This is a genomic window from Peptostreptococcus sp. D1, from assembly GCF_900112955.1.
Lineage (GTDB): Bacteria > Bacillota > Clostridia > Peptostreptococcales > Peptostreptococcaceae > Peptostreptococcus.
Window position 1 is genome coordinate 1 of record NZ_FONP01000006.1, and the last position, 20716, is coordinate 20716.

19 protein-coding genes and 1 riboswitch are annotated in these 20716 nt (G+C 32.4%); of the genes, 8 read left to right on the forward strand and 11 right to left on the reverse strand.

All coding sequences use genetic code 11. From position 1 onward, the window contains the following. Positions 1-211 precede the first annotated feature (211 nt). The 5 genes from cas2 to BM120_RS05670 form a co-directional block, all read right to left on the reverse strand. The gene (gene cas2 / locus BM120_RS05650) at positions 212-493 is read right to left on the reverse strand and encodes a CRISPR-associated endonuclease Cas2 (RefSeq protein WP_330389377.1); all 282 of its coding nucleotides are present in this window, start codon (positions 491-493) and stop codon (positions 212-214) included. A 20-nt stretch (positions 494-513) separates the two neighbouring features. Beyond that, a complete protein-coding gene (gene cas1b, locus BM120_RS05655) occupies positions 514-1506 on the reverse strand; it encodes a type I-B CRISPR-associated endonuclease Cas1b (protein WP_091993989.1) in 993 nt (330 codons plus the stop codon). A gap of 33 nt (positions 1507-1539) precedes the next feature. Beyond that, complete coding sequence (locus tag BM120_RS05660; RefSeq protein WP_091993990.1) at positions 1540-2031, reverse strand: CRISPR-associated protein Cas4; 492 nt, start codon at positions 2029-2031, stop codon at positions 1540-1542. Between the two features lie 25 nt (positions 2032-2056). Then, positions 2057-4357 carry a CRISPR-associated helicase/endonuclease Cas3 gene (locus tag BM120_RS05665; RefSeq protein ID WP_091993992.1) on the reverse strand — a complete coding sequence of 767 codons (2301 nt, stop codon included), beginning with the start codon at positions 4355-4357 and terminating at the stop codon, positions 2057-2059. A gap of 466 nt (positions 4358-4823) precedes the next feature. Further along, entirely contained in the window at positions 4824-5450 is a 627-nt protein-coding gene (locus tag BM120_RS05670) for a nitroreductase family protein (RefSeq protein ID WP_330389379.1), read from the reverse strand. A gap of 259 nt (positions 5451-5709) precedes the next feature. On the opposite strand from BM120_RS05670, the gene BM120_RS05675 reads away from it, so the two are divergent. After that, positions 5710-6513 (forward strand): thermonuclease family protein, encoded by an 804-nt coding sequence (locus tag BM120_RS05675; protein ID WP_091993993.1) that lies wholly within the window; start codon positions 5710-5712, stop codon positions 6511-6513. 74 nt (positions 6514-6587) lie between these two features. On the opposite strand, the gene BM120_RS05680 is transcribed toward BM120_RS05675, so the two are convergent. The 6 genes from BM120_RS05680 to BM120_RS05710 form a co-directional block, all read right to left on the reverse strand. Continuing rightward, the gene (locus BM120_RS05680) at positions 6588-7538 is read right to left on the reverse strand and encodes a Gfo/Idh/MocA family protein (protein ID WP_091993995.1); all 951 of its coding nucleotides are present in this window, start codon (positions 7536-7538) and stop codon (positions 6588-6590) included. Between the two features lie 71 nt (positions 7539-7609). After that, positions 7610-9601, reverse strand: coding sequence for a transketolase (tkt, locus tag BM120_RS05685; RefSeq protein WP_091993996.1), 1992 nt, complete (start codon positions 9599-9601; stop codon positions 7610-7612). A gap of 681 nt (positions 9602-10282) precedes the next feature. Continuing rightward, complete coding sequence (locus BM120_RS05695) at positions 10283-10804, reverse strand: gamma carbonic anhydrase family protein (protein ID WP_091994000.1); 522 nt, start codon at positions 10802-10804, stop codon at positions 10283-10285. Between the two features lie 28 nt (positions 10805-10832). Continuing rightward, positions 10833-11522: a DNA alkylation repair protein gene (locus BM120_RS05700; protein WP_091994001.1), complete on the reverse strand. Its 690-nt coding sequence runs from the start codon at positions 11520-11522 to the stop codon at positions 10833-10835. Positions 11523-11598: 76 nt separating this feature from the next. Beyond that, complete coding sequence (gene dapB, locus BM120_RS05705; RefSeq protein WP_091994003.1) at positions 11599-12363, reverse strand: 4-hydroxy-tetrahydrodipicolinate reductase; 765 nt, start codon at positions 12361-12363, stop codon at positions 11599-11601. Positions 12364-12424: 61 nt separating this feature from the next. Continuing rightward, complete coding sequence (locus BM120_RS05710) at positions 12425-12997, reverse strand: ASKHA domain-containing protein (protein ID WP_091994004.1); 573 nt, start codon at positions 12995-12997, stop codon at positions 12425-12427. 170 nt (positions 12998-13167) lie between these two features. After that, positions 13168-13343: riboswitch (Lysine riboswitch) on the forward strand. A gap of 200 nt (positions 13344-13543) precedes the next feature. Here BM120_RS05710 and BM120_RS05715 point away from each other — a divergent pair. From BM120_RS05715 to BM120_RS05745, 7 genes are all read left to right on the forward strand, one after another. Continuing rightward, positions 13544-14749, forward strand: coding sequence for an aspartate kinase (locus BM120_RS05715; protein ID WP_091994006.1), 1206 nt, complete (start codon positions 13544-13546; stop codon positions 14747-14749). A 30-nt stretch (positions 14750-14779) separates the two neighbouring features. Continuing rightward, on the forward strand, positions 14780-15763 hold the full coding sequence (locus tag BM120_RS05720; RefSeq protein WP_091994007.1) for an aspartate-semialdehyde dehydrogenase: 984 nt from the start codon (positions 14780-14782) through the stop codon (positions 15761-15763). A gap of 33 nt (positions 15764-15796) precedes the next feature. Beyond that, the gene (gene dapA, locus BM120_RS05725; RefSeq protein ID WP_091994009.1) at positions 15797-16705 is read left to right on the forward strand and encodes a 4-hydroxy-tetrahydrodipicolinate synthase; all 909 of its coding nucleotides are present in this window, start codon (positions 15797-15799) and stop codon (positions 16703-16705) included. A 14-nt stretch (positions 16706-16719) separates the two neighbouring features. Further along, on the forward strand, positions 16720-17487 hold the full coding sequence (gene dapB, locus BM120_RS05730) for a 4-hydroxy-tetrahydrodipicolinate reductase (protein WP_091994010.1): 768 nt from the start codon (positions 16720-16722) through the stop codon (positions 17485-17487). Positions 17488-17511: 24 nt separating this feature from the next. Next, positions 17512-18228, forward strand: a complete 717-nt coding sequence (gene dapD / locus BM120_RS05735; RefSeq protein ID WP_091994012.1) for a 2,3,4,5-tetrahydropyridine-2,6-dicarboxylate N-acetyltransferase — start codon at positions 17512-17514, stop codon at positions 18226-18228. Between the two features lie 67 nt (positions 18229-18295). Then, complete coding sequence (locus BM120_RS05740; RefSeq protein ID WP_091994013.1) at positions 18296-19450, forward strand: M20 metallopeptidase family protein; 1155 nt, start codon at positions 18296-18298, stop codon at positions 19448-19450. A gap of 3 nt (positions 19451-19453) precedes the next feature. Next, positions 19454-20611: an alanine racemase gene (locus tag BM120_RS05745; protein WP_091994015.1), complete on the forward strand. Its 1158-nt coding sequence runs from the start codon at positions 19454-19456 to the stop codon at positions 20609-20611. The last annotated feature ends 105 nt before the right edge of the window (positions 20612-20716 follow it).

Consider the following 20716-nt stretch of genomic DNA (forward strand, 5'->3'; position numbering starts at 1 on the left):
CAAAATTTACATTTCACTATGATTCAATTATAACAGGTAAAAATACAACAGTTGCACTACAATGAATTCATCTATACATATTGTCGACCCACAACTACATAATACATCAATTTTGCTATTATTTCAAGATACAATGTTATTCCTTGAAATAATAACGAAAACTAATTCAGTCGATCAACGCATTTTTATGCATTATCACACATCGACAATTTTAAATAAACCTACTGGTAGCATCATCTACCTTTCCTAAAAAATTTTTCTTTAACCACTTCTCATCTCTACTTTGAAAAATAATAACCGAATCCATATCTTTTCTGATACATTTTTTTAACTCCAATTCAAGTTCCATAAGCTTTAGTTTCGTTAAATTTCCTTCAAAAACGGATTTTTGAATGTGAGTAAGATATTTTTTGCAAATCGAAAATACTTTTCTATGTACGTTAGCACTGTTTTCATCAGTACAAATATCATAAATCAGTATAATATACATCATTTCACCTCTTAATTATAAAGCTACCACCAAATTTTAAATCCCTCATACTCTTTTTCACCAGTAATATGCTTAATCAACTTATAACACTCTACTCTGATCAAATACCTATAGGACACATTCCTTTTTAAATCCTTGTGTTTTACGGTTTTATTAATTCTATCATCAAATTCTTTAACAATCTTTTTTCTTCCCTTATCATTCAAATACACGAAATTAGACTCTTTTTCAAAATCCTTATTAGTAATCTGATTCTTATTCAATATTGAAAATATCATCCTATCAACAATCAAAGGTTTAAATATTTCTGTTATATCAAGAGAAAGTGAAAATCTTCTAGTTCCTGGTTCGTGCAAATAACTAATATATGGAGATAAATTAGTCTTATATATTTCTGAAAGAGCTACACTGTATATCATCGAATTTAGGAATGATATCAAAGAATTTATCATATTGTCTGGAGGATTTTTTACTCTTTTATCAAAATCTATATTTTGTTTAATTATTTTATTCCAAGTAGAGTAATATATTTTTCTAATGTTTCCTTCTACTCCCATCAATTCATGTACATCAGCCACATTATTTATTCCTCTTCTTAAAAATTCTATCTGGTTCATCTCGTCAGATAAATCGACATCTCTAGAATTATAATATCTTAAATTCCTATAAATATTGTGAGATGCCGCGTCAATAATTTTTTTCGCAATAATGAGCCTCCTATCGCCATGATTATAGTGTTCAACTTGATTTACCAATATAAACCCAGAACCAATTTTATCTCTTGGAAAAAAACTTCCACTATAGAATCCATAATAGTTAAACACGTGCATAGAAACATTATTTTGTGACATAAAATTTAATGCTTTTGTATTTAAATTTGCTTCACCAAATAAAAATATTTCGTCCAGTGTCTCAATCTTCAGATTCTTATTTATGCCTGAATCAGTACAATATTCCAAATTATTATCTCTTCTTTTGATATCCCCATTACTAAATAAATAGAAAGTCTCTCCCATACTTAAATCTCCTTATTTAATATAATTCTAAATCTAACAAAAACAATACTCGTAAAAAGCACATTTACTACAAACTTTATTATTAAGATTACTCGGCGCTATTTCAAGTTTTTTTATCCTTTTTATGTCCAGTATTATTTTATCCATTTCTATTTTATCATCATTAGATAATGTAACTTCTTTTCTTTCTTTTAGTAACGGATAATCAATTATCCCCTTTTCAATATTTAAACCCTTTTTACGAAGATAATATAAATAATACTTCATTTGCCATATACTAGCTTCCTCTATCGATTTTGATTTTTTTATATCGTGAAGTACTCTCCAGTTTTTCATAAAATCAATATTAATCGTATCGTCAATAGATATATGCTTATCTGCTCTTAAATAACAGGATTCATCAATAAGTTTACCAATCCCTACATTTTCACTTTCCGACTCTAAATTTATATTTTTTAAGTGGTACCATAATTTTTTATGGCAAACAAAATAATAATATACCATTAGTCCTGTTATTCTATCCATTAACTAACCTCCACACGCATTATACTTATACCATCCTATCAGAAATATCCTCAACTGTTTCTTTCTTTACCTTATTGATTCTGCTAATCCCCAAAATTTCATCATATTCTATATCTGCCACTATTATTTCAAAATATCTAGAAATTGATATTTTTTGTAAATTCAAATTAGCAAAAATATATACTGGAATACTAACCGTCAAACTTTGAATATACTCTTTTGACTTTAACTTCTCTGCTCTCAATATTTTTATTTCCTCACCATTTTCAACTTTTGATTTTAAATTATTTATGTGCTTCTCCAATTCTAAATAATTATCTTCATACACCGATTTTGGAATAACTTCAATGGTATTGATATTCCTAAATAACCTTAATACATCTTTTTTATTCATTTCATTTACATATAGAAAATTTATGTATTTGATAGATTGCGCGTATTCCTTATAATAATCTGTTTTCTTAATATTCTCTGCTGAGTACACTTTTTTTATTAATTTTTGCTTTTCATTTTCATTAATTATTCCATCGACTTCCTTAATACACTCACGGCTAAGTTCAAAAATATCCCTGTCTATAACACTTCCTATTCCACTTGGAATATTATTGCAGTCGCCAATAAAAATAAAACAATTATATCCATTTTCAGTAAATTCCCTTTTTCTATAACATCTTCCAAGCCTTTGGAATAATCCATTTAAATCGGATAATTCTGTTATAAGTACATCAAAATCAATATCTAAAGATGCTTCGACAACTTGAGTGCAAATCCAAATCCCTGCTTCACTATTACCTTTTTCAGTGAAAGAAAGAATTTCTTTTTCTATTTTTTCCCTATCCCTTTTTATAAAGCCCCCATGAAATAAGTGTATTTTTCCAAAAAGATTACCATCTCCATATAAATCATTGAATAACTGCTGTGCTTTTTTTACAGTATTGCAGATAACCAAAACCTTATTGTTGTCATATTTTTGCTTAATAAAATCGGAATTTATATTGCCATCAATAACTTTTATACTATGTCGTTTTAAGTCCGTTAAAAAGGGTTTTGGCGTTTCAAATTCGATGCCTTTTTTCTTCATTTCATCTATTATGAATGGAGGCATAGTAGCCGTTAATATTGCAAATTTTCCTCCCAAACTCACAATATACTCAAGCGCTATAATGATAATTGCAATAAGGCTCGGACTATACATCTGTATTTCATCAATAATCACTTTTGAATATGATAATGTAGCCATTTTGACCTCACAACCCAAATATTTAAATACAAAATCAAAAATTTGGTCAATCGTGCATATTGTTATTGGCACACGTAACTGTCTAGTTCTATATATGTAATCGTCTAAATCGAATTTTAATTCGTCTTCTTCTAACAACTTGATATATTGAGATGCAATATCTGAGTGCAATAAACCAACTTTTTCCGAAATATTTCCCGATAATTGAGAGATAACTCTACTGTATATAGAGTTAATTGCAGTTTTTAATGGTAAGGTAAAAAAACCCTTATTATTTCCTATCCATAGTAAACCAGCTTCGGTTTTTCCCATACCAGTTTGTGCAATTGCCACAATATTTTTATCTTTATTCTCAATCATATATTTTTGCAACTCATTCCAACAAGCATTTTTATTTGTCTTTTTAAACTCACTAAGAATATTCTCCATGTGTAATTCTAAAAAATCATTTTTATATTCTATTTTTTCATGAGAGCTAGCTGCATAATCTATCTTGTTCAACATACCTTTTATTTTGCAAAATTCGAGATATATGTTTCTATTATTATTGTTAATATCATCGCATACACCTGGAATTTCAAATCTAAAATACTTTTGACTAGGTATTTTTTTCACAGATATTCCCTCTAGTTCTTTGGATAAAAAATTAATCTTCTTGCTTCTAAGTTTCTCCAACTCATCCTGTAATAATTTTTTCACATCTTGATAATCACCTTCCATACTTTTTCTATTATGGTGAAAATATATTGATGCAGCAAGTATATTTCTTCTAACCAAATCATAGTTATCTATTTTTTTGATATTGTAATCATCATCAAAAACTGTTTTATAATCAATGAATCCAATACTTAAATAACCATGAGGTATTTCATCTTCTCCATTTTTATTTAATTCGCCTCTTATTTTCTTTTGAAATTTTTCATTAATTTTTCCCATATCATGATAAATTATGGCCTTTTTTAGTAGCATCCAATCAATGCTTATTTCCGGATATATCGATTTAAACTCATTGTAACTTTCTAAAAGAGCCAACGTATGTTCTTCCAGTGTTTCTCTCGGATTCGATTTTGCTAAATACTCTTCCATTTTTTCTCCTTACTATTTGTAAAGTATGAGGATTACATTTTATTAACTCAGCGTCTTTAATGATATATTTTTCCTTTAGTTGTCTAATTAACAAAATATATTTACAATCTTCAAGTGATAAACTAACAATACCACACAAATATAATTCCTCTATATCTTGTTTTATGTCTTCAAAAACAAGCCATTATTGCAAATAGCCAATAACGCTTAATATTTCTAACCTATTAAAATAATATAACAAAAAAAAGTTGATTTCAATATCAAATCTAATATATACAAAATATTAATAATTGAGTGTACATATCATTAATTCGATAGATATTGTTTACCAATTTCAAGCATTAAAATACCCCACTTCTATACTCACACAGTATCACTGCAAAAGAAAAAAATGGGGTATTAATCCGAATACTAGGACTAATATATATTAACTTTATATTCCTTGGTTATATACATCCTCAAATAGTTATTTAACGAATTTCACTCTCTTCGATATATCTTCCTTTTCTTTTTCATCAGGTTCAGAAATAATTCCACCGAACGGCATCTGAGCATCTAGCACATAGCTATCAGGCAAATCAAATAAATCCCTAACTGTCTGATCTATTGCTGGATTGTAGTGCTGTAAACTCGCTCCAATTCCCAGCTCTCTCAATCCACTCCACAATGAAATCTGTAGCATTGCAGATGATTGACTCGCCCATTTAGGAAAATTCTCAGCATATAGTGGAAATTGATCCTGAAGTCCCTTTACCACATTCTTATCATAGAAATAAAGAATTGTTCCGTAACCACTCTTAAAACTATCGATTTTTTCTCTTGCAACCTTTCCACCGAATGAGTCATATATTTTGTCCCAAAGCTCATCTTGTTTTGAGCCTGTTGCAACAACAATCCTTGTACTCTTCATATTAAATGCATCTGGTATCAATTCGGTAGCTTCATTAATCAACTCAACAACCTTGTCCTCTGAAACTGGCATATCCTTATTAATTCCGTAATATGTCCTTCTCTCCCTTAAACTTTCTAATATCTTCATTTTCCATTTTTGTATATGATCTACATTTAAATCATATACTCTCCTTTCCTTCATTATTTTATTATTAATTTTTATCTTCCATCTTTTGATAATATTAATATACCCCTAATTAGATGCAAATATTCATACAAACTTTATTTTTCTTTAGAAATAGTATATAATTTTATTTATAGATATTATGATTCACTAGAATTCAATATATTCACTAAAGTAATATTTCGTAATACAAAAAATAATACTTGAATATATCAAACAGATATACTAATGTATGCTTGTAAATATAAAATAAATTAATTTTGGAGAAAGGGTAAAAATGAGGTTAATTAACAACAAATTAGAAGAAATAAGAATTACAAGAAAGAAAAACATCAAAATATTGTGCACATTAATATTTTTATTTTTTAATATCCTATTCCTTACTGGCTGTAGTAATTTATCATCTAACAATAGCAATTTTTATGAAACAGCAAAAGTTACAAAGGTAGTAGACGGAGATACCATCAATATACAAGTAAATGAAAAAAATTACAAGGTTAGGATGATAGGTGTAGATACTCCTGAAACTGTCCATCCAAGCAAACCAATCCAATTCTATGGTCGAGAAGCTAGTGACTATACCAAAAAAAATTTAACTGACAAAACTGTGTACCTGCAAAAGGACGTTTCAGATACAGATAAATATGGACGGCTTTTAAGATATGTTTGGACAACGCCACCAAGTAGTGACAATCCTTCCGAGGAGGAGATTATAGAATATATGTACAACGCTAATTTGGTAAAAAATGGGTATGCACATGCGTATACCTATCAACCTAATAGTAGATACAGTGATTTGTTTTCCAAGCTACAATCATCTGCTCGTGAAAAAAACATCGGACTTTGGAATACAGATTTAGAGAAAAAATTCAATAACAGTAATTCTGGTGAAAAAAATATTTCAATAAACTCAAAAAAATCAAGTGATGCTACATCAAATAAGATTAAAGGTAATAAAAAAAGCAAAATATATCATTTGCCAGGTTCAAAGACTTATAGCCAAGTAAGCGAAAAAAATACAGTGTATTTTAACACTGAACAGGATGCTATAGACGCCGGTTACAAAAAATCTGGAAATTAAATATTTTATCAAATAAAATGGCTAAACTAAGCACACAATATAAAAATATTTTGTGCCAAAATTTAGCCATTTATCTATTTTCTTGCTTTATCCACAATTTCCATTACTAAAACACTATGATTCATTCTATCGTTGGCAGATTTAAGGTCTTTTTCATCAATAATTCTCTTGAATTCCTTAAATTCACTGTACATTCTATGCTCGTGCTCATTGATGTTAAATTCCTTTATATTACCTTGAATATTTTCTATTATTTTAGGAACAGAATTAGTCGCTCCGTTCACAACAAAGCTACCTTTTTCGCCCTGCACAGTTGTCCTAATCTCGGATGTTGAATCCTTAGCACCTATACAAATCACCTTTGTTGCTTCGTATTCCATAATCAGTATTCCTGATGTATCAATTTCATTATCAATATTTGCCACATATTCAACCCTCCTTGGTCTGCCAAGTAACCCAACAACAAAATGAATGTTGTAAATATTTATATCCATCAAGGCACCTCCACCCTTTTGTGGATCAAATGCTGGTAAAATTATACCTTTCTTGAATGCATCATATCTAGATGAATATTGCGAATAATTGCATTCTATTATTTTTACATCGCCAATACGTTTTAAATTACTTTTTATGTACTCATAATTGCTTAGATATTGATTGGTTATTGCCTCTATCAATATTATATTTTTTTCCTCAGCAAGCTCCTTTATTTCAATCAATTGGTCCATATTCAGAGTAAATGGTTTTTCACAGATTACATTTTTACCGAACAACAATGCTTTTTTTGAATACTCATAATGAAGATGATTAGGAATTCCAATGTATATGGTGTCTATTTCCTTACTTTCCAGCATCTTTTCATAATCAGTAAATATTTTTTCGATACTAAATATTTCTTTCAACTCAATTAACTTTTGTCTACTTCTTTCAGTTCCTGATATTCCGACTATTTCAATATCTAACTCTTTTAATATTGGCAACACATCGTTTACTATCATTCCGGATCCAACAATTCCTAGCTTCATAATAATCTCCTTTTATTTAACCCAAAAAGAGGAGGTGTATTCAGCACTCCCCCTCAATTTATTTCAATTTATTAAAACATCAATTTTTTTGCTTTTTCTACCACGTTTTCAGTTGTAAATCCAAAATGCTTAAACAACACACTAGCTGGTGCAGATGCTCCAAAAGATGTCATACCAACAACATCTCCATCTATTCCAACATATTTAAACCATGGCATTGTTCCACCAGCTTCAACTGCAAGTCTAGCTCTAACATTTGAAGGAAGAATTTCTTCTTTGTATTCCTTTGATTGCTTATCAAATATATCCATACATGGTACAGATACCACTCTAACAGATTTTCCTTCCTCTTCTAAAATAGTCTTTGCATTTATAGCCAATTCTACCTCTGACCCAGAAGCAAGTAAAATTAGGTCAATACTATCCATATTAGATGCTTCGGAAATTACATACGCCCCCTTAAATGCATCCTTTGATGAGCCTTTTATCTGTGGTAAATTTTGTCTTGTCAACACTATAGCAGTAGGAGTAGATTTTGATCCCATGGCACTTGCCCATGCAACTGCAGTTTCAGTATAATCTGCCGGTCTGAATACATTCAAATTTGGAATTGTTCTAAGCATCGCCAGCTGCTCAACTGGTTCATGCGTTGGTCCGTCTTCTCCAACACCAATACTGTCATGTGTTAGCACATAGGCAACCGGCAATCCCATCAATGCTGCCAATCTGATCATCGGCTTCATAAAATCACTAAATACAAAGAATGTTGCACAGAATGGCTTCAAGCCACCATGTAAGTATATACCGTTTGTAATAGCTGTCATAGCCATCTCTCTTACTCCAAAATGAATATTTCTTCCCAATCTATTTTCTGGAGAGAAGAATCCTTCATTTTTCATCTCTGATTTATTTGATGGAGCCAAGTCAGCTGATCCACCAATCATATTCGGATAGATTTCTTTTAATTTATTTATTAAATCTCCAGAAACTGCTCTAGTAGCCATTGCCTTTGATTCATGCTTCCAGTATTCCTCTGAATTAATTATATTTTCAACATCTATATCTGAATGATACAGATCCCACTGTTCTTTTAATTCTGGATATTCTGTACAATATTTTTCAAACATTGAATTCCATTTATCTTCCTGTGTTGCATTCTCTTTGGCGATTGAATCATAGTGAGAGTAAATTTCTTCTGGTACATCAAATGCTTCATTGCTTTCCCAGCCCAAGAATTTTCTCAATTCTACTATATTTTCCTCTCCAAGTGGTTCTCCATGAGCAGATGCCTTACCAGCCTTAGCTGGACAACCATATCCAATCTGTGTTCTACAAATAATTATAGAAGGTCTTTCGAGATCTGCCTTTGCAGCAGATATTGCCTCGCCTATAGCTTTTAGATCATTTCCGTCTTCCACTATTTGAACTTGGAAACCAAAAGCCTCAAACCTTTTTGCTACATCTTCCTTGAATGCTGTCTCAGTATTACCCTCTATAGTTATATCATTTGAATCATATAATACTATCAGTTTTCCTAGTTTTAATGTACCTGCTAATGAAAGTGCTTCATAAGAAATACCTTCCATCAAACATCCATCACCAGTCATAGCAAACGTATAATGATCTACTACTGGATAACCAGCTCTATTGAACTTAGCTGCCAAATGTGATTCTGCAATAGCCATACCGACTGCTGTAGATACACCAGCTCCCAATGGACCTGTCGTAGCCTCTACACCAACAGTATGTCCATATTCCGGATGTCCTGGTGTAAGATGATCAAGCTGTCTAAAATTCTTTAGCTCATCAATAGTTAGACCTTCATATCCAAACATATGCAATAATGAGTACAAAAGAGCCGAACCATGACCAGCAGATAATATAAATCTATCTCTGTTTGACCAATTTGGATTTTGTGGATTGTGATTCATATGATTTGCCCATAATTCATATGCGGCTGGTGCTGCTCCCAAAGGCAATCCTGGATGTCCCGAATTAGCTTTTTGAATCTGATCAGCAGACAGTATTCTCAATGCGTCCACTGCTTTTTGATTGATATTCATTAATTTTCCTCCTATAATTTAAGCTTTCATCATTTGAAAGCATTACTATCAAAAATATACTTATCTCATTCAATTTTATCATATATAAATAAAATGTTCAAATTAATAATTACAGCAGATAGTGTCATTTTTTTATTGATATGTTGAAAACAACAATTGGCATTTATGCTGGTTTTGTGGTGTATTTTTCAAGCTATTGTCCATTACTCATTTGAATACAACCCGTTTTTTTAGAATATTGTTAATATTTTTCAAAGACAGTTGATAGTATTTATCTAAAATGCTATAATTAAATGTATACTAATTATACTGAGAGGAGGATTGACAAATGCTATCATATTTGCGTATCATTTATAAATATTTGTGTTATCAAGCATTTGAATTTGTTTCTTTTTCGTATTCTGTATTAATTAATTTTTTGAATTTTACGCTATCTTTTGGAGCTTTTTTATATATTCAAAATTTAAATATGAGTAATATATCAAAGTCCGTTTTATTTGCATATGTAATTCTGACTATTTTTTCCATGCATATAGTAAGAAATCATTTTACTTATTCACAAAAAAATAGTATTTTTTTGTTAGGCTATATATTTACAATACTTATTATACCAGTATCTTTTTTTATATTTATTTACATTGTTTGGAGAGATAATTATATCTAAAAAATTCAGAATTATATTTATTTATAAGCTTTTTTCATACTATTAATTTTATAGTTGTCAAGAAATACCATGTATTCTTCAGCATTTTCGATAATTCCCCTGATCTCATCTTCTGTCAGCTTTCTAACAGCTTTTGCTGGTGAACCAACTATCAATAATCCATCTCCAAAAACCTTGTTGCTTGTCACCAAAGATCCAGCACCGACTATACAATTTTTTCCTATTTTGGCACCATCCAAAACTATTGCACCCATACCAATAATCACATTATCATCAATATTTGCTCCATGTATTATGCATCCATGACCTAGTGATACATAGTCACCGAAAACGACTTCATCATATCCATGCACTACAACACTATCCTGAATATTACAGTTGTCGCCAAAAGTGATATTACAGCTATCTCCTCTTAGTGATGCATTCGGCCATACACTACACCTTTCTCCGAACTTAACTCCACCCACAATCGTTGCTAGTTCATGTATAAAACAAGATTCAGGTACCATCGGTTCCTTATCTAAATATTTTTCTATCATATCCATCACCCTTTTCTAAAATAATACACTATTTTTTCAATGTCTTTAAATATTCCTTCGTATCGTCGTCGATCCTTCTACTTTCTATGGCTTTTTGAATAGATTTATTGTGTACAAACTTATCCATAGTTTTGCCCTCTATCAGACTAATAGTATTGTCATACTGTTTAATCAAGGCGAAACTAAAGTACCAAGCAATTGCCATATTGATATAATATTCATCTGACTTTATTGAAGAAACCAGCTCCAACATTTCTGGTAAAAACTCATCATCAAGATAATTATTCATCAATCTAACTATCCCATATCTCTTGGTATATGTTTCATCACTTTTAAGCCACTCTTTTATTTTTTTATAAACTTCTCTTGGATATTTTTTAAATATAGGTGGCGAAAAACTATCACAAGTCGCCCAATTATCAATATATGGAAGAATTTCTTCAGTCATTTTTATTAGATAGTCAAAATCCTTCACTGTACTGAGAATAAAGCAATGTAAATTATTTTCCTCATAGTATTGATGTGGTAAGTCCTGTAAAAATTCATCTATGTCTTCTCTCTTCGAAAATTCTTTTGCGAGCTTCTTTAACTCCGGACTACGCACCCCGATTATTTTCTCTTTATCAATATTCGGTATAAGCTTTGCATTAAAATCTCTATAGCCTAAATCCTGTAACTCAAACAGCCTCGTTTGTATTTCTCTTGAAATTAAATTCATTTGTCCTCCCACCTACATTTTTCTATATTTTTTAATAAATATACTTTATAATCTCCTTGAGTATTCTTCGATTATTCTAATTGGTGTCTAGCAATACATCTTTCATATCAAAAAGTCCGTTTTCTTTATCCTTTAGATAGAATATTGCTCTAACAGCACCATTTGCAAAGGATCTATCTGATTCTGCATGATGGCTAATAGTAATCACTTCGTCGTTGCCTGCAAAAATAACATCATGATCACTGATTATTGTTCCACCTCTGACAGAATGAAAGCCGACCTCATTTTGTTGTCTCTTTGAGTTTGGACCGCTTCTTCCAAATGTTGTAAATAAATCTGGATTAGCAGATTTCATACTATTAAAAATCATCTTTGAAGTTCCGCTTGGAGCGTCCTCCTTCCTGTTGTGATGCTTTTCAACTATCTCTATATCAAAGCCCTTCAACAATTCACAAGCATTTTTCACTATATCCAAAAGCACATTTACTCCGAATCCAGTATTATGAGATAGCAATATAGGTATCTTTTTCGAAGCATCGTTAATATATCTCTCATCTGATTCAGTAAGCCCAGTAGTTCCTACAACCAATGGAATACTTCTATCCGAACAAAATTTAACGACATCACGTATATTTTCCCTATTTGAAAAATCAATTACTCCATCACATTCTTCTGACACGCTCAATATATTTTTGTATACTTTAAACCCTTGGTGCTCATCTCCATCTGCAGATGCTGATCTAGAAACACCAAAAGCCAAGCTAGTATCTGGATTTGACATTATTGAATCATAATTAGCCTTTCCCAATTTTCCATAAAAACCAACTACTCCAAGTTTCATAATAGTTCCTCCTTCGAAATATAATATTTAACATATAATATCTTATACTATCTAACGTATATTATATAATATTTGTCCTGCTTAATAAATGAAAAACCTTTCTTTTATATAAAAACAATGCTTTGAATACATAAACAGGAACAATTAATACATTCATTATTGTAAATGGACCCGCAACCTCAAGTACAACATCTTCGCCTTGTTCCCCAAGTATTTTACAAGCCTCAAGTACCTCAAAAATTCTACCGGAATTAAAGTCTATTTCCTTTAATTCCAAAATTTCCTCTGGCTTCGTACAAATATACTCCTTGGCTCTAGGACCTGACTTTTCATCGCCATAATTTACAATTCCACCCATTGCCTCTGCTTCTACAGTATGACAAAATGGCAATTCGCAAAATGTCGCATCATCATATTCTTTTATTGCTCCGTCAACAGCTCTCATTCCAGAGCTTATATTCATTCCGTCTAGTGCTGTACCAGCAGCACAAAAACAACACAGCAGTTGTCCAGATTTTGATAGTACGATTTCTCCGTTTGTTCCAATATCTATAAATAAAATATTACCTTTCCTATTTTCCAAATTGCACGCATATGCACCTGAAACTATAGCTGCACCAATATAGGCAGACACTGAGGGTAGACAATGAGTATTTTTTTCATATAAATACCTCTCAGGTCAGCCTCTATTTTAGAAAAATTATTTTTTTATTTACATTTTATATTTACAAAACTCAAAATATACTTTATAATGAATAACTAACCGATAGGTAGATAATATCTACCTATTAATATAACTAAATACGATTGGATAGAGGTGCAAATGACATCAGTAGTTTCAAACAATGGGAGCAATCAGTTTGATTCGAAAGGGGATTTTGCCGAAATGATATTAGTATTGCTCGACTGATATCGTTGGAATACTTGTTAACAACAAGTGTTTTGTCATTATCATAGGATAATGGAGTGCTAACCACATTTTGACTATAATTGTATCAGCTCTATAGATTTATTTGACGAATGTTTGGTTAACCACATTTGTCTTTTTTAACATAATGGAGTGCTAGCCAGATACATTGTCATAATTGTCGATAAAAAATACACATGCTAAATCAAAGGACAAATGTAGTGAGCTACTACACTTGTCCTTTTTCAGTATAAATTTTGTTTGGAGGTAATCATGAATAAAACAACGGTACTAAAATTCGGTGGATCATCAGTGAGCACTATCGAAAAAATCAAGTCAATTTCGACCAATCTGAAAAATAGGGTTGAAAAAGGAGAAAAGCTTGTAGTTGTTGTTTCAGCAATGGGAAAAACCACTGATTCACTACTAAATCAAGTAAATCAAATAACCTCAAATCCGGATGTCAGAGAGCTTGATACTCTTCTGGCTATAGGTGAACAAACCACCATCTCACTAATGGCAATCACCTTAAACGACATTGGTGTTAAATCCAGATCTTTAACAGGTTTACAGGCCGGAATAAAGACCTTTGGTCAGCATACGAAAAGTAAAATTGCCGATATAGATTCAATATTTTTGAAAAATGAATTAAACGAATTTGATGTTCTTGTAGTAGCGGGATTTCAGGGGTACAATGAAAATTTAGAAATAACAACTCTTGGTCGTGGTGGCTCTGATACGAGTGCTGTAGCATTGGCAGCATCATTAAACGCACCATGTGAGATATACACCGATGTTATCGGAGTGTTCAGCACAGATCCTAGAATTTTTCCAAATGCAAAAAAACTTGAGCAGGTAAGCTATGAAGAAATGTTAGAGCTATCTGCTCTAGGTGCAGGAGTCTTAGAAACTAGATGCGTTGAAATTGCTAAAAATTACAACGTACCACTATATTTGGGAAAAACACTATCAGAAGAAAAGGGGACATGGATAATGGAAGGTTCAAATTTATTAGAAAAGAAAATAGTTACAGGAGCAGCCTTGGATAAGGATATTTTACACGTTACCCTGTCCTGTAAAGATTGTTCAACAATGTTTGTAAAGGATCTCTTCGACAAGCTTGATGAGTTTGGAGTAAATATAGATATGATTAGTCAAGTGATTTCAAACAATATTATCAACATTTCGTTTACTTGCAAAAATACAGATAGAAATTTCTTAAATAGATCGTTGGAAAATTTATCTACTAGCTATCCAAATATAGACTGTTCTATCGACTCAAGCTGTTGCAAGGTATCTATAGTTGGATCAGGTATGAGAGATGTAAGTGGTGTAGCTGCAAGAGCATTTAGAACTCTTTGTAAAAACGGTATCGAATTTTTACAGGTAACAACCTCAGAAATATCAATATCATTTGCACTAAAAAAAGACGATGGAAAAGAAGCAATCAGACTTTTGTGTTTGGAATTTAATATATAAAAATCAATCAGCTTTGAAAGGAGAAAAAATATGGCAATATTTGCAATAGTAGGGGCTACAGGAGTAGTTGGAACAAAAATGATAGAAAGATTAGCAGAAAGCGAGCTAAGGGTTGACAAACTATACCTAATGGCTTCTGCTAGATCAGCCGGAAAGAAAATAAAATTTAGAGATATTGAAATAGAAGTAGAAGAATTAAATGAAAATTCTTTTGATAAAGATATTGACTATGCACTATTTTCGGCAGGAGGAAGCACATCCCTAGAGTTTGCTCCCATAGCAGAGAGAAACGGTGTAATCGTAATAGACAACTCTAGTGCGTGGAGGATGAATCCGGAAATTGATTTGATAGTACCGGAGTGTAATAAACCGACTCTTCAGAGAAGGATTATTGCAAACCCTAACTGCTCAACAATTCAATCAGTTGTTCCTCTTAGAGCACTTCACGATGCTTTTGGTCTATCACATATTAAATACACAACTTATCAGGCAGTTTCTGGCTCTGGTAAAGGTGGTATAGATGATCTTTTAAATGGACAAGAAGGAATTGAGCCAAAGAAATATCCACATCCAATTTACAACAATGTGTTGCCACATATTGATGTATTTCTTGATAATGGATATACAAAAGAAGAGATGAAAATGGTAAATGAAACTAAGAAAATTCTCTCTCTGGACGATTCTGTCGGAATTTCGGCTACTTGCGTTAGAGTTCCTGTATTAAATTCGCATTCAGTTGAAATTGATGTGGAATTCAAAAAGGAAACCACTGTTGAAGAAATAAGAGAAATATTAAAAAATGCTCCTGGTGTAATTTTGGTGGATAACGTTCAAGAAAATGAGTATCCAATGCCTATAAACGCAACAGGAATTGACGAGGTCTTAGTAGGAAGAATAAGAAAGGATATCTCCAGACCTAATGGATTCCACATCTGGTGTGTGGCAGACAATATTAGAAAGGGAGCCGCTAGCAATGCAGTTCAAATTGCAGAAATGATAGAAGCAAGCAAATAACAAGAAAATGTACTTGTAAAAAAGGAGAATGTTATGACAAAGCTATTTTCGGGAGTTGCAACCGCACTTGTAACGCCAATGTTGGCAAATGGAGATATAGATTTTAAAGCATATGAAAATCTGGTAAAATTTCAGCTTGAAAGTGGAATAAATGGATTGGTTGTTTCAGGAACAACGGGAGAAGGATCTACCCTTACAATAGATGAAAAATTAGAGCTTCTTAGGATGACTCTATCTTTAAGAGGATCTAAGTATGATTGTCCGATTATTTTGGGAACTGGTGCGAATAACACTAAATCTGCAATTCAACAGACTATTTCGGCAAAAGAAAATGGTGCAGATTTTGCATTGGTTGTTACTCCATACTATAATAAGACAAGTCAACAAGGCTTAATCGCTCACTACTATGCAATTGCGGATGTAGCTGATATTCCTATTATCCTATACAACGTCCCTGGTCGTACTGGAATGACAATACAACCAGAAACTGTTGTAAAACTAGCAAAACATAAAAATATAGTCGCATTAAAGGATGCAACTGGCGATATGAAGTACCTTGCGAAATTAAAAACCTTGTTAGGTGAAGATTCTGATTTTGTTCTTTATAGTGGTGATGATGGTACTTTTTTCGATTTTCTTACTCATGGTGGAAATGGAGTAATAAGTGTTGTTTCAAATTGTACACCAAAAGCATTTATAAATATCTTCAAGCAATATGATAATGGAAATATCGTAAGTAGCAGAAATCTACAAAATGCATTAAATCCTCTCATCTCTGCCCTATTCTCAGATGTAAGTCCTACTCCATTGAAGGCTGTCTTGAAATATATGGGCTATGGCGATGAAAACTTTAGATTACCGCTTATTCCAACTAATGAAAAGGTTAGAAATAATGTAATTGCCGAATATAATTCATGCTTGAAGCATGAAAATAACCTTTAATCGGAGGGAAAATAATGAAAATAATTTTGAGCGGATATGGTACAATGTCAAAAATTGTTGAAGCTCTTGCAATAGAGAAAGGGCACGAAATAACTGGCATATTTTCACTTCAAGAAATAGAAAACCCACCATATCCTGTTTATAACAAGGTTGAAAATATTCATTCTACAGATGTAATAATAGATTTTTCTCACCCAGACAATGTTACTCCACTTCTTGAAGGAGCTTCTATTCACAAGGTTCCTATTGTTGTAGCAACGACTGGTGCCAGAGAAAGGCTACAGGATTTGATGGACGAAGCATCAAAGAGTTGCCCAGTGTTTTTCAGTGCCAATATGAGCTATGGAGTTCACGTATTGACAAAAGCACTTGAGTTTTTAACTCCTCTATTGTCTGATGGATTCGATATAGAGATAATAGAAAAGCATCACAACAAGAAGATTGATGCTCCAAGTGGTACAGCCGTTAAGCTACTTGAAGCAATACAAAATTCATATACAGCAAGTAAAAAAGATAGTTCAGATATCACAGGAAAAACATACTTACCTATCTATGACAGATCTAAGGATGAACATAAGAGAGATAAAATGGAAATAGGAATGAGTGCTGTTAGAGGTGGAACAATTGTCGGTGAACATGAAGTTCTTTTTGCTGGAACTGACGAGGTTATTGAAATAACACACAAAGCACAGTCAAAAAAGCTGTTTGCTGATGGCGCAATTAAAGCGGCAGAAAATATATCCAGTAAAAAACCTGGATTCTATACTTTCGACACAATATAATAATCAATAAATAAGGAGAATAATATGTCAAGAAGCTTTACTTCAGAAGAAATAATTAATTATATAGCAACATCAACAAAAACTACACCCGTAAAAGTATATATTAAGGGTAATTTGGAAAATATATCTTTGCCAGTAGGTGTAAAGGATTTTGGAGACGAGAACTCAAAAGCCCTTTTTACAGATTTAAAAACATGGGAAGAAATACTTGAAAATAATAGAGAAAGCATTGTAGATTTCGTAGTTGAAAATGATAGACGTAATAGTGCTATTCCACTAATGGATTTAACTGCTGTCAATGCAAGAATCGAACCAGGCGCATTTATCAGAGAGCACGCTGTTATCAAAGACAATGCTGTGGTAATGATGGGTGCAATAATAAACATTGGTGCGGTAGTTGGAGAAGGAACAATGATCGACATGGGTGCTGTCCTTGGTGGACGTGCAACAACTGGAAAAAATGTTCATGTTGGAGCTGGAGCTGTATTGGCCGGCGTAATAGAGCCAGCAAACGCAAACCCTGTTATTATAGAAGATAACGTACTTATCGGAGCAAATGCAGTTGTTCTTGAAGGTGTTAGAGTTGGAAAAAATTCAGTAGTCGCATCTGGTGCGATTGTAACAGAGGACGTTCCAGAGAACTGCGTAGTTGCTGGAGTTCCGGCAAAAATAATAAAAAGAACTGACGAGGTTAATAGTGAAAAAATAAGTATTGTCGAAGCGTTAAGAAGCTTGGACTAAATAAATAAAAATAAAGTTATAAATACTTAGAATAAAGGTTATATATTTAAGAAGAAAAGTGATATAAATGAAATTTACAAAATTAGAACAGATAAAAAATTGGAGAAGATTTCTGCACGAAAATCCTGAGCTGTCTCTTAAAGAGTACAAGACTACAGAATTTATACGCAACGAGCTGGATAAAATGGGGTTAGAATACGAAGCTCCGATGGATACGGCAACAGTGGTAAAGTTGAGTGGAAAAGGCAAAAAATACATTATTTTAAGAGCAGATATAGATGCTCTACCTATCAAAGAAATGAATGCTATAGAATTTCGCTCAAAAAATGATGGGGTCATGCACGCTTGTGGTCATGACGCTCATGCAACTATATTATTGGGTGCAATAAACGAATTATCCGAAATATCTAAATCAAAAAAATTAAATATTAATATTCTAGCAATTTTCCAACCATCTGAGGAATCCTTTGGTGGCGCTAACCTTTTGATAAAAAACTATGATTTTGACAAATATGAGATACTAGGTTCCTTTGCTCTTCATATTAATCCATATTATGATGAGGGTACAATAATCTCTAGGATAGGACCTATAATGGCTAGCTGTAATGAATTTACAGTAAATATAAAGGGAAAGGCTGCTCATGTAGGAAAAAGAGAAGAAGGCATAAATGCGCTGAATGCTGCGATTCAAATTTATAGCCAAATACAAGCAATCCCTACTTACGATTTGGATAGCAACCATACGAATATTATACATACTGGAATTATGAAAGCTGGAGAGGTCATGAACTCAGTTCCTGAAAATGCATTTTTAGAGGGTACAATAAGAACATACGATAAAGACGATTTTGCAATTATCGAAAAAAGGATTCGTGAGATATGTCAAGGTGTGTCACTATCCACAAAATGTGAAGTAGTACCTGAAATACGAGCTGGGTATCCTGCAGTAATCAACTCAGAAATTTTGTATGATAAATCTGTCAATGCAGCGAAAATAGCAAACGCAAGCCACATCACGAGAAAAGACCCTTATCTTCTAGGTGAAGACTTTTCGTTCTTTGGTAAAATTTCTCCAATTAATTACTCTTTTATCGGTGTTAAAAATGACGAGCTGGGATATACAAGTGGATTACATACACCAACACTTCAGCTACGTGAAGAAGCTCTAATATTTGGTATCGATTACTTTGTAGAAATAGCTAAAAGCTTTGGAAAGGAATAAAATATGAAGGGAGCAAAATTGACCATAAATCTATCAGCTCTTCAGAGTAATGCAAAATATATTTTAGAAGATGTCAAGCGTACTTCTACAAAAAAAGATAGTGGCGTTATAGCAATGGTAAAAAACAACGCATATAATCTTGGACTAGCTAAGGTAGCTGATAGCTTTTATAAAGGTGGAATTAGATTTTTCGCTACAACCTCAATCAGAGAATGTGAGGCTATTAGGGATAGATATTCAGATGTCCATATACTATGCGTGAATCCAAATACTGAATTCGATTTTATGAGAGAGTATGGTATTACAGCTACACTCCCTTCATTCGAATACATTCAAGAAAACTACGAGAAAATGAGAGATATATCTTGGCATATTGAATGGGCTGGGTATATGAGAAGATCCGGCTGTAGAAGCGAAGCAGAGCTTAGAAATATTCTTGAGTTTGCAAAATCCAAAGGCATAAAAATAGAAGGTTTATGGACTCATTTTTCATGGGCAGATACATTTGACAAGGAAAAAAATTATGAAAAAGAAAGAGATGAATGGATTGCTCTTCTTAAAAATATCACAAAGGATTACAGCTTCAATTATATTCATTCCCAGAACAGTGCAGCTTTTTCAAGAGATGGCATCCTACCTAATCACACGCATATCAGACCCGGTATTTTATTGTACGGATACTATCCACATGACAGATATGAAAATGACAAAATCACACCTTCCATTGAGCTTTCAGGAGAAGTTATTTCAATAATTAAGCTATCTGCGGGAGAAAGCATTGGATACTGTTCATCATTTGTTCCAGCAGAGAATACTTTCGTTGCAGTTGTGAATATCGGCTATGGAGATGGACTACTTAGAAAGCGCGGTATAGGTCATGATGTAATAATTAATGATAAAAAATACAAATTAGTCTCTTTTATGATGAGCCATACTGTAGTGAAAATTGACGAATACGTGTATATGGAAGATAGTTTTGATGCATCAGAGAAAATAATAAGGGTAAATATTGAAAATTCTGACGTAAAGGTCGGCGACACTGTATATTACTACAACAAAGAGCTTCCATTACACGAATTTACAAAAAAAGGAGTAGGATCATGCTCTGAGCAAATGAGTCCACTCAACTACTCTACTCTTGAAGTTGAGTATATTAGGTGATGCTAAATTAAGTTAGTATGTTTGACATTAAACACAAAATAAAAGTCATGGCATATATCTAAATTGATTATATACCATGACTTGGGATTTTTCCTTAAAAAAACA

Coding starts and splice junctions, on each gene's coding strand:
- cas2 (WP_330389377.1), bottom strand. CDS start 493: ATGATGTATATTATACTGATTTATGATATTTGTACTGATGAAAACAGT.
- cas1b (WP_091993989.1), bottom strand. CDS start 1,506: ATGGGAGAGACTTTCTATTTATTTAGTAATGGGGATATCAAAAGAAGA.
- BM120_RS05660 (WP_091993990.1), bottom strand. CDS start 2,031: ATGGATAGAATAACAGGACTAATGGTATATTATTATTTTGTTTGCCAT.
- BM120_RS05665 (WP_091993992.1), bottom strand. CDS start 4,357: ATGGAAGAGTATTTAGCAAAATCGAATCCGAGAGAAACACTGGAAGAA.
- BM120_RS05670 (WP_330389379.1), bottom strand. CDS start 5,450: ATGAAGGAAAGGAGAGTATATGATTTAAATGTAGATCATATACAAAAA.
- BM120_RS05675 (WP_091993993.1), top strand. CDS start 5,710: ATGAGGTTAATTAACAACAAATTAGAAGAAATAAGAATTACAAGAAAG.
- BM120_RS05680 (WP_091993995.1), bottom strand. CDS start 7,538: ATGAAGCTAGGAATTGTTGGATCCGGAATGATAGTAAACGATGTGTTG.
- tkt (WP_091993996.1), bottom strand. CDS start 9,601: ATGAATATCAATCAAAAAGCAGTGGACGCATTGAGAATACTGTCTGCT.
- BM120_RS05695 (WP_091994000.1), bottom strand. CDS start 10,804: ATGATAGAAAAATATTTAGATAAGGAACCGATGGTACCTGAATCTTGT.
- BM120_RS05700 (WP_091994001.1), bottom strand. CDS start 11,522: ATGAATTTAATTTCAAGAGAAATACAAACGAGGCTGTTTGAGTTACAG.
- dapB (WP_091994003.1), bottom strand. CDS start 12,363: ATGAAACTTGGAGTAGTTGGTTTTTATGGAAAATTGGGAAAGGCTAAT.
- BM120_RS05715 (WP_091994006.1), top strand. CDS start 13,544: ATGAATAAAACAACGGTACTAAAATTCGGTGGATCATCAGTGAGCACT.
- BM120_RS05720 (WP_091994007.1), top strand. CDS start 14,780: ATGGCAATATTTGCAATAGTAGGGGCTACAGGAGTAGTTGGAACAAAA.
- dapA (WP_091994009.1), top strand. CDS start 15,797: ATGACAAAGCTATTTTCGGGAGTTGCAACCGCACTTGTAACGCCAATG.
- dapB (WP_091994010.1), top strand. CDS start 16,720: ATGAAAATAATTTTGAGCGGATATGGTACAATGTCAAAAATTGTTGAA.
- dapD (WP_091994012.1), top strand. CDS start 17,512: ATGTCAAGAAGCTTTACTTCAGAAGAAATAATTAATTATATAGCAACA.
- BM120_RS05740 (WP_091994013.1), top strand. CDS start 18,296: ATGAAATTTACAAAATTAGAACAGATAAAAAATTGGAGAAGATTTCTG.
- BM120_RS05745 (WP_091994015.1), top strand. CDS start 19,454: ATGAAGGGAGCAAAATTGACCATAAATCTATCAGCTCTTCAGAGTAAT.